The sequence below is a fragment of the Nocardioides halotolerans DSM 19273 genome (assembly GCF_000422805.1).
Taxonomy (GTDB): Bacteria; Actinomycetota; Actinomycetes; order Propionibacteriales; family Nocardioidaceae; genus Nocardioides; species Nocardioides halotolerans.
Window position 1 is genome coordinate 481451 of sequence record NZ_AUGT01000009.1, and the last position, 17340, is coordinate 498790.

Annotated in this window: 13 protein-coding genes; 4 read left to right on the forward strand and 9 right to left on the reverse strand. The window is 72.0% G+C overall.

Features of this window, described 5'->3' with window-relative positions:
* Both G514_RS0102160 and G514_RS24365 read right to left on the reverse strand, forming a co-directional pair.
* A complete protein-coding gene (locus tag G514_RS0102160; protein WP_028650428.1) occupies positions 1–204 on the reverse strand; it encodes a cold-shock protein in 204 nt (67 codons plus the stop codon).
* A gap of 240 nt (positions 205–444) precedes the next feature.
* Positions 445–1608 carry an aromatic ring-hydroxylating oxygenase subunit alpha gene (locus tag G514_RS24365; protein WP_051246497.1) on the reverse strand — a complete coding sequence of 388 codons (1164 nt, stop codon included), beginning with the start codon at positions 1606–1608 and terminating at the stop codon, positions 445–447.
* Between the two features lie 26 nt (positions 1609–1634).
* Between G514_RS24365 and G514_RS0102170 the strand changes: the two genes are divergently transcribed.
* Positions 1635–2240: a TetR/AcrR family transcriptional regulator gene (locus G514_RS0102170; RefSeq protein WP_028650429.1), complete on the forward strand. Its 606-nt coding sequence runs from the start codon at positions 1635–1637 to the stop codon at positions 2238–2240.
* A gap of 110 nt (positions 2241–2350) precedes the next feature.
* On the opposite strand, the gene solA is transcribed toward G514_RS0102170, so the two are convergent.
* The 7 genes from solA to G514_RS24375 form a co-directional block, all read right to left on the reverse strand.
* Complete coding sequence (gene solA / locus G514_RS0102175; protein ID WP_028650430.1) at positions 2351–3508, reverse strand: N-methyl-L-tryptophan oxidase; 1158 nt, start codon at positions 3506–3508, stop codon at positions 2351–2353.
* Positions 3501–4595 carry an aromatic ring-hydroxylating oxygenase subunit alpha gene (locus G514_RS24370; RefSeq protein WP_211222009.1) on the reverse strand — a complete coding sequence of 365 codons (1095 nt, stop codon included), beginning with the start codon at positions 4593–4595 and terminating at the stop codon, positions 3501–3503. The genes solA and G514_RS24370 overlap by 8 nt, the downstream gene beginning before the upstream one ends.
* A 782-nt stretch (positions 4596–5377) precedes the next feature.
* Complete coding sequence (locus G514_RS0102185; RefSeq protein WP_028650431.1) at positions 5378–6397, reverse strand: ABC transporter ATP-binding protein; 1020 nt, start codon at positions 6395–6397, stop codon at positions 5378–5380.
* Positions 6394–7389, reverse strand: coding sequence for an ABC transporter ATP-binding protein (locus G514_RS0102190; protein ID WP_245582068.1), 996 nt, complete (start codon positions 7387–7389; stop codon positions 6394–6396). Before G514_RS0102190 ends, G514_RS0102185 begins: the two co-directional genes overlap by 4 nt.
* A gap of 5 nt (positions 7390–7394) precedes the next feature.
* Positions 7395–8306 carry an ABC transporter permease gene (locus G514_RS0102200; protein ID WP_028650433.1) on the reverse strand — a complete coding sequence of 304 codons (912 nt, stop codon included), beginning with the start codon at positions 8304–8306 and terminating at the stop codon, positions 7395–7397.
* Positions 8303–9346: an ABC transporter permease gene (locus tag G514_RS0102205; RefSeq protein WP_028650434.1), complete on the reverse strand. Its 1044-nt coding sequence runs from the start codon at positions 9344–9346 to the stop codon at positions 8303–8305. Before G514_RS0102205 ends, G514_RS0102200 begins: the two co-directional genes overlap by 4 nt.
* Positions 9343–11190 (reverse strand): ABC transporter substrate-binding protein, encoded by a 1848-nt coding sequence (locus G514_RS24375; protein ID WP_051246500.1) that lies wholly within the window; start codon positions 11188–11190, stop codon positions 9343–9345. The genes G514_RS0102205 and G514_RS24375 overlap by 4 nt, the downstream gene beginning before the upstream one ends.
* Positions 11191–11235: 45 nt before the next feature.
* Between G514_RS24375 and G514_RS30080 the strand changes: the two genes are divergently transcribed.
* The 3 genes from G514_RS30080 (at position 11236) to G514_RS0102225 (ending at position 16731) form a co-directional block, all read left to right on the forward strand.
* Positions 11236–13332, forward strand: coding sequence for a prolyl oligopeptidase family serine peptidase (locus tag G514_RS30080; protein WP_028650435.1), 2097 nt, complete (start codon positions 11236–11238; stop codon positions 13330–13332).
* A gap of 601 nt (positions 13333–13933) precedes the next feature.
* On the forward strand, positions 13934–15145 hold the full coding sequence (locus tag G514_RS0102220) for an aminomethyl transferase family protein (protein WP_028650436.1): 1212 nt from the start codon (positions 13934–13936) through the stop codon (positions 15143–15145).
* Positions 15145–16731 (forward strand): phytoene desaturase family protein, encoded by a 1587-nt coding sequence (locus G514_RS0102225; protein WP_028650437.1) that lies wholly within the window; start codon positions 15145–15147, stop codon positions 16729–16731. Before G514_RS0102220 ends, G514_RS0102225 begins: the two co-directional genes overlap by 1 nt.
* Positions 16732–17340: the final 609 nt, after the last annotated feature.

The following is a 17340-nucleotide window of genomic DNA, read 5'->3' on the forward strand; positions in this document are numbered from 1 at the left end:
TCAGGCGACGCGGACGTTCTCGGCCTGCGGGCCCTTCGGCCCGGCCGTGACGTCGAACTCGACCTTCTGGTTCTCGTCGAGCGACTTGTAGCCGCTGGTCTGGATGGCGGAGTAGTGCACGAACACGTCCTCACCGCCACCGTCCTGCGCGATGAACCCGAAGCCCTTTTCGGCGTTGAACCACTTGACGGTTCCCTGAGCCATGATCATTTCCCTTGTTCTGCTGGGAGCGGGGTGCTCCCGAGCTGCTGAAGACATCCACCTGTGCTGATGTCCAGCGAACCGAAGACCAGGGGTACGACATAAGAGCTGCGACTCTGGCGCAGCCAGGACGACTGGAGCAGCCGTCCCTTCAACGAGGACAACGGTAGGGCATCGCAGCGGGATCGCGGATTTCCCGGCCGCACCCAGGTCACGCCGCGGCTCGTGTACGGCCGGCGTCGCTCAGGCCGACAGCCCGCCCGAGCGGTAGGCGGCGCCGATCATCGAGACGAGCTGGGCGACGGCGTCCTCGCGCGGCGCGAACGGGCCGGGCCGGAAGTGCGGCGACTCGAGCCCGCGCTGCACCGACTCGCAGGCGGCCCAGTCCTGGCGGTTGGTGATGTCCCAGAACTCCACCGCCCCCGGCGCCCCCGACGCAGCCGCCGACGGCAGCGTGAGCCACGAGCACTCGACCCAGGTGCGGCCCGGCGCGAGCGGCACCATCCGGTGCGTCATCACGTAGTCGGGATGGGCCGAGACGAGCAGGTTGGGCAGCAGGTGGAGGTACTCCACCGCGGTCGGGTTCACGCCGGGCAGGGGAGTCGCGGCGAGCGACCCGTCCAGCGACATCGAGGCCATCCCGTCGCGCAGCACCATGCCGCCACCGATCCAGGTGCCCGGCAGGTCGTAGTTGTCGCCCGAGTCCGGCGGCGTGACCTGGCAGAGCTCGGGGTGGATCAGGGGGCAGTGGTAGCACTCGTGGTAGTTCTCCGCGATCACCTTCCAGTTCGCGGCGACCTCGTAGGTGTGCCGGTCGGCGACCACCAGGGAGCCGATGTCGTACGGCGCGAGCATGCGCGCCAGGTCGCCGACGTACCGCTCGAACGGCGGCACCTCGGCCGCGCCGACCGGGTGCGCCGCGTGTGCGAACACCCAGCCGTTCCAGACCTCGGCCGGCAGCTCGACCAGCCCGTGGTCCTCGAACGAGAACGACTCGACCTCGCGGAAGCCCGGCGCGCCCTTGAGGCGCCCGGAGAGGTCGTAGGTCCACGCGTGGTAGGGGCAGCTGATCATCCGCTTGGTCGACTCGCCGCCGCTGTGCCCGTCGAGAGGCAGCAGCTCGTGGCCACGGTGCCGGCAGGTGTTGGCGAACAGGTTGACGCCGTCGCCGGCGCGCACCACCAGGCACGAGACGTCTCCGACGCGGACCGCACGCTGGGTGACCGTCCCCTCCGGCGGGAACAGGTCGTCGACGCGGCCGAGGCAGGTCCACGCCCCGGCGTACAGGTGCCGCCGCTCCCAGGTGAGCACGTCGTCGGAGGTGTAGGCCTCCGCGGGCAGCATCTGCACGAGCTCGCGGTCGGCGGGCGGTGCGAGGTGGCTGATGTCGCGGCTGGCGTCGATCACGGCAGTTCCCGTCTAGTGTTCGCGCCATGGCGGGCAGGGCGCGGCGTGCGGTGGAGGTGCGCCGGGAGGAGATCCTCTCGACGACGGTCGAGCTGCTCGACCGGGTCGGGCTGGCGGACACGCGGGTGGCCGACGTGGCGGTGGCGCTCGACGTGAGCCCCGCGCTGGTCTTCTACCACTTCGGCACCAAGGACGACCTGGTCGCCGAGGCGTTCGCCCACGCGGTGGAGAAGGGCCTGCACCGGATGGAGAAGGCCGCGACCGGCGACGACCCCGTCGAGCGACTGCGGCGCGTGCTGCGTCTCTACGGGCCGACCGGCCGCGCGACCGGCTGGCGGATCTGGATCGACGCCTGGGCGGTGGCCCAGCGCGACCCGCACATCCGCACGGTGCTCCAGCGCCTGGACCACCAGTGGCAGGACATCCTGCGCAGCGTGGTCGACGACGGCGTGGCCTCCGGCGTCTTCACCTGCGCCGACCCGGCGGCGACCGTGGCCCGCCTCTCGGCGCTGGTCGACGGGCTGTCGGTCGCCGCGGTGGTGCACCGCAGCGTGAGCCGTGACCAGCTGCGCAGCTGGGTGGCCGGCCAGCTCGCGGTGGAGCTCGGCGTGGACGTGGCCACGCTCGACTGAGGTTCCCCGGTGGTCGAGGAGGTCGCGCAGCGCCGGCCCCCGATGGTTGAGGAGGTCGCGCAGCGACCGTCTCGAAACCCCCGCAGCGAAGGCACCCGACCCATCCATCGTCACACCAGCCAGTGCGCTTGGTAGTCGGGCTCGGTGAGCGCCGGCCGGTCCAGCCCGAACGCCGACACGTCCGACCTGGTCTCCCCGGTCGTCACCAGGTCGGCGAGCACCCGCCCGAAGGTCGGCACGAACTTGAACCCGTGCGCCGCGCCCAGGCCCACGACCACCCGCTCGTGCCCGGGCACCGGCGCCATCACGAAGTCGCGGTCGGGCGTCAGCGTGTACTGGCAGCGCAGGCGACGTACGGCGGGACCCACTCCGGGCAGCATCCGCTGCATGTGCTGGACCAGCCGCGCCTCCATGGCGGGGTCGGGGTCGCTGGTCCGGTCGTCGGGGTCGACCGAGGGACCGCCGCAGTCCTGGGCCGCCTTGACCGTGCCCTCGCCGTAGGTCGGGAAGCCGTAGAACGACGGGTCGTCCATCCAGATCCAGAGCGGCAGGTGCGCAAACCGGTCGGGGTGCTCGAGGCCGAAGTAGGTGACCTGCTCCAGCGTCACCTCGAGCGGGATCCGCAGGCCGAGGTGGCCGACCACGTCGTTGACCCACGCGTCCGCGGCGACCACCACGCCGCGGGCCGTGACCTCGGCGCCGTCGGTGGTGACGCGGACGCCCGCGTCGCCGAGGTCCTCGAGACCCAGCACGGGGGAGTGGTCGCGCAGCACCGCGCCGAGCGAGCGCGCGCGATCGTGCAGCACGGCGGTGGTGCGGCCCGCGGGGACGATGCCCGCGTCGGCCTGGAACAGCCCGAGCGTCCCCTGCGGCACCCGCAGCTGTGGCCAGCGCACCATCACCTGGTCGGCGTCGAGGGCCTCGTAGGCGATGCCGACCTCGTCCATCGACTGCGTGTAGTCGACGGGCGCGATCGCCGGGTCGGGCGGGAAGAGGTCGACCCCGCCCGTGGTCGTGACGAGCGACGTGCCGGCCTCGCGCTCGAGGCGCGCCCAGTCGGCGTACGCCTCCTGCGTCAGCCGGACGTACGCCGGTGTGTGGTAGCTGTGCCGCAGGATCCGGCTGGTGTCGTGGCTGGCACCGCGCGCGTGGCCGAGCTCGAACCGCTCCAGACCCAGCACCCGGTGACCGCGCCGGGCCAGCTCCCAGGCCGTCGCGCTGCCGAGCCCGCCCAGCCCGACGACGATGTAGTCGTAGGTGTCAGCCATCGCGGCGCTCCAGGAGCGGCAGCAGCCAGCGCCGGATGTCGAGGCTGTCGTCCTCCATCGGCGCGAACCAGCCGTGCGCGTAGGCGCGCGACGACATCCCGCGCTGGACGGACTCGCAGATCGCCCAGTCCTGCTGGTTGACCAGGTGCCACAGCTCGGCCGCGTCGCTCGGGTCGAAGGCCGGGTCGGCGACCGCGTCGCGCGCGAACAGCAGCGAGCAGACCACCTCGGTCCGGTCGACCGCGCGCGGGTGCAGCACGAACGCCGCCACGTGGTCGGCGGACGCGGACAGCATCAGGTTGGGGTAGGCGAGGTCGCCCTTGTGCCGGACCCGCTCCTGCTCGTCGAGCCCCGGCAGGGGCGCCCGCTCGGTGGTGCCGGTCATCGTGAACGTCCACGCGCCCTCGCGGTGCGGGATCCCGCCGTCCCAGTCGAGGGCCGCCCCGCCGCCGGCGAACGACGGCACCAGCCGCGACAGCTCGGGGTGCACCGGGCCGCAGTGGTAGCACTCGTTGTAGTTCTCGAGCAGCACCTTGTAGTTGGCCGCGACGTCGTAGCGGAGCACCTGACCGGTGACGAGGTCGCCGATGCCGTAGTTGCGCAGCGCCGCCTGCGCGTGCGCGACCTGCTCGGCCAGCGGCCGCGCCTGCTCCGGAGTGAGGTGGACGAACACGAACCCCTGCCACGTCTCGACGCCCACCGGGTGCAGCGCGAACGCCGCGGGGTCCGCCACCGTCGCGTGCGGCGCCTTCAGCAGCGAGCCGTCGAGCGCGTAGGTCCACGAGTGGTAGGGGCAGCGCAGCGAGCCCGCGTCCCGCGCGGGCTGCCCGGGCGCGCACAGCTGCGAGCCGCGGTGCCGGCAGACGTTGTACGCCGCGTGCAGCGTGCCGTCCTCGTCGCTCGTGACCAGCACCGACTCGCCCCCGACGTCGACCGCGACCACCCGCTTGGGCGTGCCGAGCCCGAGGTCGTCCACCCGCCCGGCGCAGTACCACTCGGCGTACAGCACCGCCTCGCGCTCGCTCGCCCAGTGCCCCTCGTCGACGTACATCTCGCGCGGCAGCGCAGCCTGCAGACCGTCCGTCACGCCACGCTCCTCACTGTCTCCACTACTGACTGGCGAGTCAGTAAGAGCATGTCACGCCGACCTCCCGTTCCGGAAGACCACGGCCCACGCCGGCCCGGCGTCCTGCCGCTGGTTCAGGAGGTCGCGCAGCGACCGTCTCGAAACCTCGCAAGCCGGGGCTGGGACTGAGCCACCGTGAGGACGGCCGGCGGGTCCTGCCGCTGGTTGAGGAGGTCGCGCAGCGACCGTCTCGAAGCCTCGCAAGTCGGGGCTGGGACTGAGCCACCGTGAGGACGGCCGGCGGGTCCTGCCGCTGGTTGAGGAGGTCGCGCAGCGACCGTCTCGAAGCCTCGCAAGTCGGGGCTGGGACTGAGCCACCGTGAGGACGGCCGGCGGGTCCTGCCGCTGGTTGAGGAGGTCGCGCAGCGACCGTCTCGAAACCTCGCAAGTCGGGGCTGGGACGCAGGTGGGATCGGTCGCGCGGGTACCTACCCTGCGGAGGTTTCGAGACATGCTCTAGCGCGCCTTCCTCAACCAGCAGTGGGGATCGGTCGCGCCGAATGCCTACCCTGCGGAGGTTCCGAGACAGGCGCTAGCGCGCCTTCCTCAACCAGCGGTGGGGAGCGGTCGCGCGGGTGCCTACCCTGCGGAGGTTCCGAGACAGGCGCTAGCGCGCCTTCCTCAACCAGCGGTGGGGATCGGTCGCGCCGAATGCCTGCCCTGCGGAGGTTTCGAGACAGGCGCTGGCGCGCCTTCCTCGACCAGCGGTCGAGCGACCCGGTCTTTCCGCGCAAAGCCGGGTATCAGGCCAGATGGCAGGCCGCGCGATGGTCGCCCGTCGCAGGCAGCACCGGCAGCGGCGTGCCGACGCAGTCGCCGGCGACGCCGGCGCGGTCGGCGGTGCCGTCCGCGAGCTTGGGGCAGCGGGGGTGGAAGCGGCAGCCCGAGGGGATGCGGCTGGGGTCGGGTACCTCGCCGGTGAGCACCACCGGCTCGAGCTGCTCGATCTCGGGTACGACGGAGAGCAACGCCTGGGTGTAGGGGTGCCGCGGAGCGGTGAGCACCTCCTCGGTGGTGCCGCACTCGACGACGCGGCCGAGGTACATCACCGCGATGCGGTCGGCGATGTTCCAGGCGAGACCGAGGTCGTGGGTCACCACCGCGACGCCCATGCCGAGCTCCTGCCGGAAGCGCAGCAGCAGCGCGAGGATCTCGCCGCGGATCGAGGCGTCCAGCGAGGAGACCGGCTCGTCGGCGAGCAGCACCTCGGGCCGCAGCGCCAGGGCGCCCGCGATGAGGACGCGCTGCTTCTGACCACCCGAGAGTTCGTGCGGGTAGCGCAGGAACAGCCGCTCGGGCGGTCGCAGCCCGGACTCCGCCAGCGCCGCGGCGACGAGCTCGGCCTCGCTGCGGCCCTGCTCGTCGGAGCGGTCCCGGCGGTGCAGCCGGATGCCCTCGGCGACCGACTCGTAGACGGTCTGCCGAGGGTTGAGCGACCCGGCGGCGTCCTGCAGCACCATCTGCACCCGGCTGCGGTAGGCCTTGAGGCCGCGGAAGGAGTAGTCGAGGGGAGCGCCCCCGAACACCACCTCACCGCGGGTCGGTCGCTCGAGCCCCATCAGGGTCCGGGCCAGCGTCGTCTTGCCGGAGCCGGACTCGCCGACGATGGCGAGCACCTCGCCGCGGCGTACGGAGAGGTCGACCCCGTCGAGGGCGCGCGCGGCGTGGCCGGTGCGGGTCACGAACTCGACCTCGACCCCGCGCGCCTCGAGCACGACGTCGTCGGGCGCCGGATCGGGGGCGGGAACGGCGGCCGCGCTCACGGCTCGCCCACCCGGATGCAGGCGACCGGCCGGCCCGGCGCGACCTCGAGCAGCGGTGGCTCGGCCTCCGTGCACCGGTCGACCGCGCGCGGGCAGCGCGGGGCGAACGAGCACCCGGGCGGCAGCTCTCGCGGGTCGGGCGGGTCGCCGGCCAGCCCGGCGGGGGCGTAGCGCGCCGCGGGGTCGCCGATGCGCGGGAACGCACCCGACAGCGCGGCGGTGTAGGGGTGCAGCGGGTCGGTGAACGCCTGCGCGGCCGTGCCGGACTCGACCACGCGGCCGGCGTACATCACCAGCACCCGGTCGCAGACGTCGGCGAGCACGGACAGGTCGTGGCTGATGATCAGCAAGCCGACGCCGAGGTCGCGCACGAGGTCGCGCAGCAGGTCGAGGATCTGCGCCTGCACCATCACGTCGAGCGCGGTCGTCGGCTCGTCGGCGACGATCAGCTGCGGCCGGCAGGCGAGCGCCATCGCGATCATCACCCGCTGCCGCTGGCCCCCGGAGAGCTGGTGGGGGTAGGCGCGCTTGCGCGCGCCCGGCAGTCCCACCTGCTCGAGCAACTCCTCGACCCGGCGCTGCACCGCCGCGTCGCCGAGGTCGGGCTCGTGGACCGTGATCGGCTCGGCGATCTGCGCGCCGATGCGCTGCACGGGGTTGAGCGAGTGCAGGGCGCCCTGGAAGACGATCGACGCCTCGGCCCACCGCAGCGCCCGCAGCGCGCCCCAGCCGACGGTCTGCACGTCCTGGCCGAGCACCAGCACCTCGCCCTCGACCTTCGCGCCCGAGGGTTGCAGCCGCAGCACGGTGCTGACCAGCGTGGACTTGCCGCAGCCGGACTCGCCCGCGAGGCCGACGACCTGGCCGGGTGCGACCGTCAGGTTGACGCCGCGTACGGCGGGCAGCGGGCCCTCCGAGGTCCGGTAGGTCACCGTCACGTCGCGCAGGTCGAGGAGCGGCTCGGTCCGCTCCGACAGGGCGGTCTCCGGCACGGCGCTCACCGGCCACGCAGCCGGGGGTTGAAGATCTCCTCGAGCGCCTGGCCGACCAGCGTGAACGCGAGCACGACGAGCACCACGCAGACGCCCGGCGGCACGATGTACCACCACGCGCCGGTGGTCATCGCGCCGACGTCGAAGGCGTCCTCGAGCATCGAGCCCCACGACACCCGGGTCGGGTCGCCGAGCCCGAGGAAGCTCAGCGTCGTCTCGGCGAGGATCGCGAGCGCGACGGTGAGCGTGGTGTTGGCGAAGACCATCGGCATGACGTTGGGCAGCACATGGCGCGACATCTGGTGCCACCGGCCGGCGCCGAGGACGCGGGCCCGTTCGACGTACGGGCGCTCCTTGATCGACAGCGTCTGGCTCCTGATCAGCATCGCCGTGCTCGCCCACCCGGTGATGCCGATGACGATCACGATGTTGATGAGCGAGCGGCCGAGCACGGTGGCCAGGACGATCGCCAGCGGGATGAACGGGATGACGAGGAACCACTCGGTGACGCGGTAGAGGATGCGCGCCGGCCAGCCCTCGAAGAACCCCGACATCAGCCCGACGAGGGTGCCGATGACCATCGAGATCACGGTCGCGAGCAGCCCGACGAACAGCGAGATCCGCGAGCCCCAGATCAGCAGGGTGACGATCGACCGGCCGTTCTCGTCGGTGCCGAGCACGTAGCCGCCGCTGCCCGGGCTCTCGAGCACGCCGCCGGTGGCCTTGGTGACCTCGAGCCCCTCGCCGTCGGCGAGCAGCGGCGCCAGGAGCGCCACGAGCAGGAAGAACGTCAGCAGCGCGAGCCCGAAGAGCCCGGACCGGTGGCTGCGGAAGCTCGCCCACGAGCGCCGGACCGCGTCCGCGCGGCGCCGCCGGGTGACCTGCCGCGGGGTGAGCGCGGGCGTGCTCGCGCTCATGACCGCACCCGCGGGTCGAGGAGGCCGTAGACGAGGTTGGCCAGCAGGTTGGCGAGGATCACGCCGGCCGAGGTCACGAGGAAGGTGCCCTGCAGCACCCAGTAGTCGGGGATCGTCAGCGCCTCGGTGGCGAGCAGGCCCAGGCCCGGGATCGAGAAGACCGTCTCGACCGTGATCGCGCCGGAGACCACGAACCCGATCGACAGCGCGATCAGCGTGGTGGTCGGGAGCAGGGCGTTGCGCACGGCGTGGCGGCGGCGTACGACGACGTCGCGCAGGCCCTTCGCCCGCGCGGTCGTCAGGTAGTCCTCGCCGATCTCGTCGAGCAGCGAGGAGCGCATGATGAGCGAGAAGTCGGCGAGGTAGACCAGCACCAGGGTGAGCACCGGCAGCACGAGGTGCAGCGCGGTGTCGCCGACGTACCCGATCGTCCCGGGCTCGGCGTCGACCGAGTGCAGGCCGCCGGTCGGGAAGATCCCGGGCAGCGGCCCCATGCCGACCGCGAAGGCCGCGATGAGCAGCAGACCGAGCCACCACTCCGGCATCGAGTAGAGCGTCAGCGTGGTGCCGGTGGTGACCTTGTCGGTGGCCTTGCCGCGGTTCCAGGCGCTGATCACGCCGAGGTAGACGCCGATCACCGTCGCCAGGAGGGTCGCGATGCCGACCAGCAGCAGCGTCGGCCAGAGCCGGTCGAGGATCAGGTCGGAGACCGGTACCCGGTAGCGCAGCGAGACGCCGAGGTCGCCGGAGAAGGTGTTCTTGAGGTAGGTCAGGAACTGCTGGGGCAGCGGCTGGTCGAGGCCGTACGTCGCCCGGAACTCCTCGAGCTGCGCCTCGGTGCGGAACCGCCCGCGCCCCAGCGTCCGCGCCGGGTCGCCGGGCAGCACGCGGAAGAGGAAGAAGCCGAGCACCAGCACGAACGCGAGGCTGCCGGCACTGCCGAGCACCTTCCCGAGGACGTAGCGGCCGTAGCTGCGCCGCCGCCCCACCGTCGCCGGGGTGTGCGCCGCGTCGGCGCCCTGCGCCGCGAGGTCGGTCATTCGCGGTAGGCGGCGGTGGACCTGCGGCGCATGGCCCAGGCGCCACCGCCCAGCACCACCGCACCCAGCAGCACGGCGCCGCCCACCAGCAGCGGGGTGCTGCTGCCGTCGTCGTCGTCCCCAGCGCCGCCGCCCGCGGCCTCCGGCCCCTGCGCCGACTCGTTGCCGTCGCAGTCGCCGGCGTCGTCGGCCGGGCGGATGTTGAGGTAGTTGTGCACGCCGTACTGGAACAGCAGGATCCCGCCGGGGTCGGGCTGGGGCTGGAAGCACGCGAACCGGTCGCTGCGGTAGGCCTCGCCGATCGTGTTGTAGGCCGTCACCAGGTAGGGCGAGTCCTCGAAGAGGATCTCCTGCATGCGCTGGACGGCCTCCTGCCGCTCGGCGTCGTCGGTGGCGCCGTTCTGCTGGGCGTAGAGGTCGTCGTACTCGGGGTTGCAGTACCACGAGTCCGACCAGCCGCCGCGCTGGTCGCACGTCATGTAGCTCAGCATCGAGTCGGGGTCGGGCTCGACGTACCAGCCCCAGTGGAAGGCGTCGAACTCGCCGTCGAGGATGATGTTGGTGAGCTTGTTGCTCTCCATCGTGGTGAGCTCGGCGTCGATCCCGAGCTCGCCCAGCCACTCCTTGAAGTAGTCCATCGTGTCGACGGACTTCTTGTTCTCGCTGCGCGCGAACAGCCGGAGCGTGCCGATGGGCGAGCCGTCGGGCATCGTCCTCTTGCCGTCCGAGCCCTCGGTGTAACCGGCGTCGTCGAGCAGCGAGCCCGCCTTGTCGAGGTCGAAGCTGAACGCCTCGTCCTCCGGCGGGTCCCACTTCCAGGTCGAGTACGCCGGCGGGATGATCGTGTCGCCGGGCAGGCCGGCGCCCTGGTAGACCTTGCTGATGATCTGGTCGAGGTCGAGCGCGTAGCCCAGCGCGTGGCGGAACTTCGGGTCCGCGAGCGCCGGGTTGCCGTCGCCGATCGGCTCTCCGGTCTCGGTGTCGATCGCGCCGGTGTTGAAGCCGATCTCGTCGAAGCCGGGTGAGTCGCCGTTGAGCGCGGTGATCCCGTCCTCACCCTCCAGCGCCTTGACCTGCAGCGGAGTGATGTCGTCCGCGAAGTCGATCTCGCCCTTGATCAGCGCCTGCACCATCGGGTCGTCGCTCTTGTAGACCTGGAACACGACCTCGTCGAGGTGCGAGGTGCCCTGCCAGTAGTCGGGGTTCTTCTCGAAGCGGTACGTCGAGCCGCCCGCCGTGCCCTCCACGAGACGGAAGGGTCCCGAGCCGACCACCGGCTGCCCGTCGGTCGGCTCGGCGGCGTAGCTCTTCACCTCCTTCTCGGTGATGTCCTTCCAGATGTGCTCGGGCACGATCGGGATGGGCAGCAGCGGCAGGACGGCGTTCGGCTTCTCGAGGGTGAGCACGACGTGGGTGTCGTCGGGGGCCTCGATCTTCGTGACCGAGGTGAGGTAGGAGCCCCACGACGAGCTCTCCGGCCCGCCGTCGAGGATCCGGTTGTAGGTGTAGGCGATGTCGCGCGCGGTCAGCGGCTGGCCGTCGGACCACAGCACGCCCTCGCGGATGTCGAAGGTCCAGGTCAGGCCGTCCTCGGACGTCTCCCACGACGTCGCCAGCCCCGGCTCGGGCGACATGTCCTCCATCGAGTAGGTGATCATGTAGTCGTAGGTGAGCGCCCACATCTCGTAGGACTCCGCCTCGATCCCCAGGAACGGGTTGAACGAGTCGACCTCGTTGGTGATGCCGACGGTGAGCCGGACCGGGTCGGCGGCGTGCGCCGGGCTCGGCGTGAGAGGCGCCGCCAGGACCGCGGCCAGCGCGGCGAGCGCGCCGGCGAGCAGCATCGCGGCCGCCTTGCGGGGAGCGCCGTGAGGAGTACGGTGCCGGTCGTGTCGACCCCCAGCGGCCCGCCGGCCGCGGCCCAGGAGCCGTTCGAGCACGTGGCGCACGGAGCGCGTCGCCCCGATCCCTACCACTGGATGCGCCGGCTCGACGCCCCCGTGCTCGCTCATCTGCGCGCCGAGCGCGACTGGTACGACGTTGCCACCGGACATCTGGGCCCCCTCGTGCAGGAGCTGCGCGCCGAGATGACCGGCAGGGTCCCGGCTACTGACTCGTCGGTCAGTTGGCCGCAGCACGGGTATTCCTACTACACGGTCCTCCCGGCGGGAAGGGAGTACGTCCAGTTGTTACGCCGTCGTCATGGCGGAGAGCCCGAGCTGCTGCTCGATGTGAACGACCTCGCCGCCGGCGACGACGACTACGTCGATCTCGGCGCGTGGGGGGTCTCGCCGGACGCGCGGGTGCTGGCGTACGCCGTCGACTTCGAGGGCGACGAGTACTACGAGCTGCGCTTCCGCGACCTCGCCACCGGCACCGACCTGCCCGACGTGCTGGCGCGCTCGGCGCCCGCCGGCACCTGGTCGGCGGACTCCTCGACGTACTTCTACGTCGTCCACGACGACCGGTGGCGCCAGCACCAGGTCTGGCGGCACCGGCTGGGCACCCCGCGCGCCGAGGACGTGCTCGTGGTCGAGGACACGGACGAGCAGTTCGAGGTCGACGTGACCACCTCGCGCACCGGCGACCTGGTGCTGATCCGGTCGGAGAACCGCGACACCAGCGAGGTGTGGGCCATCGACGCACACGACCCCGTGTCGCCGGCCCGGTCGGTGGGCGGGCGGCGGCGTGGCGTGGAGTACCGCGCCGAGCACGTGCGTCACCCCGACGGCAGCGACGAGCTGCTGCTGGTGACCGACGACGACGCGACGGAGTTCCGGCTGGCCCGCTGCCCGGTGCCGCGCGGCGGCGACCAGGACTCGTCCGCGTGGGAGCCGCTGCGGCCGGAGGATCCCGCCGAGCGGCTCGAGCGCGCCGACGCGTACGCCGGCCACGTGGTGCTGACCTCGCGCGTGGGCGGCCGCAACCAGCTGCGCATCCTGCCTCTCGACGACCTCACCGGCGACGGGGTCGTCGTGCTCCCGGTCTCGGAGATCGCCTCGCTCGTCGCGCCGGAGGACAAGAACGTCGAGCACGACGTCGACCGGATCATCGTCGTCGACGAGTCGTACCTGCTGCCGCCGGTCTGGTCGGAGGTCTCGCTGGTGACCGGCGAGCGCACCGAGCTGCTCCGCAAGGAGGCGCCGGGCTTCGACCCCGCGGCGTACGCCGGGGAGAAGCGGTCGTTCGCGTCGGTCGGGGGGACGCTCGTGCCGGCGACGATCCTGCGGCACGTCGACACGCCGCTCGACGGGTCGGCGCCGTGCGTGATGTACGCCTACGGCGCCTACGAGTCGGTCTACCCCGACCAGGAGTGGGACCCGGCGATCCCGAGCCTGCTCGACCGCGGCGTGGTCTACGTGCACGCCCACGTCCGCGGCGGCGGCGAGGGCGGCCGGCGCTGGTGGCTGGACGGGCGGATGGAGCACAAGCAGCACACCTTCGACGACCACGTCGCCGTCGCCGACGGGCTCGCGTCCGCCGGCCTCGTCGACGGGTCGCGGATCGCGACCCGGGGCCTCTCCGCCGGCGGGTTGCTCCAGGGCGCGGTGTTCTCCCAGCGTCCGGACCGCTGGCGCGCGGTCGTCGCCGAGGTGCCCTTCGTCGACGTCCTCACGACGATGCTCGACCCGACGATCCCGCTGACCGTCAACGAGTGGGACGAGTGGGGCGACCCGAGCCGGCCCGAGGACTACGCGTGGATGGCCCGCTACTCGCCGTACGACAACCTCCCGCCGGCGGGCATCCGCCCCGACCTGCTCGTCACAGGCGCCGTCCACGACGCCCGGGTGATGGTCTGGGAGCCCGCCAAGTGGGCCGCCGCCCTCCGCGAATCTGACCCCGAGTGGGCCCCGCGCTGCCTCTTCCGCGTCGAGACCGGCGCCGGCGCCCACGTCGGCCCCTCGGGCCGCTTCGCCCACCTCGCCTACGAGGCCGAGATCTACGCCTGGCTGCTCGACCGCCTGGGCGTCTCCGGAGCCGGCTGAGCCTCCACAGCCCGCGCCGGGGCTGCTCGGCTCGGGTGCCTTCGCTGCGGGGATCTCGACAGGCTCGATCAGCGGTGGTCGGCCGGGTGCCTTCCTTGCGGTGGCTTCGAGGCTCGTCGCTGGCGCTCCTCGCACCTCAGCCACCGTGGGGCTGGGACTGGCCCACCGCTCGTCGAGCTTGTCGAGACGTCCGGAGCCTGCGCTGGGGGCTGCTCGGCTCGGGTGCCTTCGCTGCGGTGATCTCGACAGGCTCGATCGGCGGTGGTCGGTTCGGGTGCCTTCTTTGCGGTCGCTGACGCACGGTGGCTGAGGTGCGAAGGCGTTCTGCGCCTGAGCCTCGAAGCCTCCGCGGCCCGCGCTGGGAGCTGCTCGGTTCGGGTGCCTTCGCTGCGGGAATCTCGACAGGCTCGATCAGCGGTGGTCGTCCGGGTGCCTTCCTGGCGGTGGCTTCGAGGCTCGTCGCTGGCGCTCCTCGCACCTCAGCCACCGTGGCCCAGCGCAGCCTCCGAGGTCGCAGCGTGCGCTGGGAGCTGCTCGGCTCGGCGGCACCGGACCCGGTTGGCTACTGACTCGCGGGTCAGTAGCGGGTAGCGTGACGCCGGTGCGCACGACTCCGTTCCACCCGCGGCTGAGCGAGCTCAACGACCAGGGGCTCTACACCCACTGGCAGGACACGCTGTCACCGCTGCGCTACAGCCACGCTCCCAAGCACGAGTACTTCGCGGTGCGCAACTCGGTCGGTGTCTTCGACACCTCGCCGCTCTACAAGTACGTCGTCACCGGCCCGGACGCCGAGCGGCTGCTGGCCGGGGCGCTCGTGCGCGACGTACGCACCTGCAAGCCGGGCCAGGCGCACTACACCGCGTGGTGCGACGACCGCGGGCGGGTGATGCACGACGGCGTGGTGTTCCGGCACTCGGCCGACGAGTTCTTCCTGACCGCCGCGCGGCCGGCGCTGTCGTGGTTCCAGGAGCTCGGCAGCGGCATGCGGGTCGAGCTCGAGGACGTGACGGAGGGCTACGGGATGCTCGCCGTGCAGGGTCCGCGGTCGCGCACGGTGCTCATGGAGCTCGCGCCCGAGGCGGAGACGCTCGGCTACTTCGACCACGTCCCGGTGAAGATCGCGGACACCGCGGTGACGCTGAGCCGCACGGGCTACACCGGCGACCTCGGGTTCGAGCTGACCGTGCCCGAGGACCGCGCGGTCGAGGTGCTCGACGCGGTGCTGGAGGCGGGCCGGCCGCACAGCATCCGGCCCTTCGGCGAGGAGGCGCTCATGACGCTGCGCATCGAGGCCGGCCTCCCGCTGATCGACATCGAGTGGCACGACGCGCGCCTCGCGATGAGCGACGCCGACACGGTGACCCCCAAGGAGCTCGGCTTCGGCTGGATGCTGCGCGGCGTGCGCGACGGGTCGCGCAGGTTCGTCGGCTCCGAGGCGATCCGCCGCGAGCTGGTCGACGGCACCTCCCGGTGGGCGACCACCGGCGTCGTCGTCGACTGGGCCGACTGGGACCGGCTCTACCGCGACGCCGGCCACTTCCCGCCGAAGTCCGAGCACCCGCTGCCCTACGAGTCGATGATCCTCGACGCCGACCGCAGCGAGGTCGGCTACTGCACGAGCTTCGTCTACTCCCCGGTGCTCCAGCGGCACATCGGCATCGCCCGGGTGCGGCCGGACCTGGCCGCGGCCGGCACCGAGCTGCGGCTCGAGCTGGCCGTCGACCACCACAACACCACGGTGCGGATCGAGACCACGACGATGCCGTTCTTCGATCCTCCCAGGAAGAAGGAACAGTGGAAGAAGGCGTGATGAGCACCCACGAGTACGACGCCATCGTCGTAGGCGGGGGCCACAACGGGCTCACCCACGCGGCGTACCTCGCCAAGGCCGGGCTCCGCACGCTGGTGCTGGAGAAGAACGGCGGCGTCGGCGGTGCGGCGATCACCGAGGAGCTGCTGCCGGGCTTCCACTTCACGACGTTCTCGTACGCCCTGAGCCTGCTGCGGCCCGAGATCATCCACGAGCTCGACCTGGTGCAGCACGGTTTTCTCCCGCTGATGATGCCGTCGTCGTTCCACCCGACCGGCGACGGTGGCTACCTGCTCTTCGGCGACGACCACCAGGCGAACGTGCAGGAGATCCGCCGCCACTCGCCGCGCGACGCCGACGCCTACGAGCGCTACCACTACGACCTCGACCGGGTCTGCCAGGCGGTGCGGCCGCTGTTCGACAACCCGCCGCCCAACATCTTCGGCAAGGACCCCGACGACGCTGTCGACGTGAAGTGGCTGCTCGACCACCTCGGCGGGGTCGAGCAGAAGGTCATGCACGACGTCGTCCGGCTGCTCACCGGCAGCGCCGCCGACTGGCTCGACGACTACTTCGAGCACGAGGCGATCAAGGGCTACCACGCCTCGTCGTCGATCATCGGCTCCAAGGTCGGGCCGATGTCGCCGGGGTCCGGGCTGGTGCTGCTGTTCCACAAGATGGGCGAGCACGACGGCCACCTGGGGTCGTGGGCGTTCCACAAGGGCGGCAACGGCGGCTTCACGCAGGTGCTCAACCGGGCCGCGCAGGCCTACGGCGCCGAGGTCCGCCTGGGCGCGCAGGTCACGAACCTGATCACCCAGGACGGCCGCGCGGTCGGCGTCGCGCTGGAGGACGGCACCGAGTTCCGCGCCCCGGTCGTGGTGTCGGCGCTCGACCCGCGGCGTACGTTCCTCGACCTCTGCGACCCGCGCGAGCTGCCGCTCGACCTCGTCGACAACGTGCGCCGGATGAAGTTCCGCGGCGTCTCGGCGAAGGTCAACTTCGCCCTCGACTCACTGCCCGTCTTCCCCGCGCTGCCCGACACCGTCGACCACTTCGGCGGCTTCCTCAACATCGGGCCGACGATCGAGTACGTCGAGCGCGCCTTCGACGCCGCGAAGTACGGCTGGTACTCCGAGCGTCCCTTCATCGACGCCGCCGTGCAGTCGGTGGTCGACCCCGACATGGCGCCGCCGGGCAAGCACGTGATGTCGTGCTTCGTCCAGTACGCGCCGTACGAGCTGCGCGGCAGCGACTGGGAGACCGAGCGGCAGGCGTTCGGCGACAAGGCGCAGGCGGTGCTGGAGTCGCACTTCCCGGGCTTCGGCGACCTGGTGCTGCACCGCGAGGTCGTGACTCCCGTCGACATCGAGGCCCGCACCGGGCTCACCGAGGGCAACATCTTCGCCGGCGAGTTCCTCGCCCCGCAGATGTACTTCTTCCGGCCCGCGCCCGGCTGGAGCCAGTACGCCACCCCGCTCGAGGGCTACTACCAGTGCGGCTCGGGCACCCACCCCGGCGGCTGCGTGATCGGCTCGCCGGGCCGGCTGGCCAGCCAGCGGGTGCTGCGCGACCTGGGGCGGTAGCGGGCGCCGCTGTCCTCGGTAGCGGTGGCGGTGGCGCTGGCCCGGCGTGGGTCGAGGCGGCGGTCAGCCAGCACCCTGACCGGGCCTGGACGACAGCCGCCGGGCTGCTGACGCACCGCTGGCTCGGCGCGAGTCGAGTGGACGGTCAGCCAGCAACCTGACCGGCTCGGGAGGGCGGGCGCCGGGTTGCTGACGCACCGCTGGTCCGGCGCGAGTCGAGGCGGCGGTCAACCAGCAACCTGACCGGGCCGGGAGGGTGGCCGCCGGGTTGCTGACGAACCGCTGGCCCGGCGTGGGTCGAGGCGGCGGTCAGCCAGCAACCTGACCGGGCCGGGAGGGCGGGCGCCGGGTTGCTGACGCACCGCTGGCCGGGCGTGGGTCGAGGCGGCGGTCAGCCAGCAACCTGACCGGGCCGGGAGGGCGGCCGACGGGTTGCTGACGCACCGCTGGTCCGGCGCGTGTCGGGTCGGCGGTCAGTCAGCAACCTGACCGGGCCGGGAGGGCGACCGGCAGGTTGCTGACGGACCGCTGGCCAGGCGCGAGTCGAGGCGGCGGTCACTCAGCAACCTTACCGGGCCGGGAGGGCGGGCGCCGGGTTGCTGACGCACC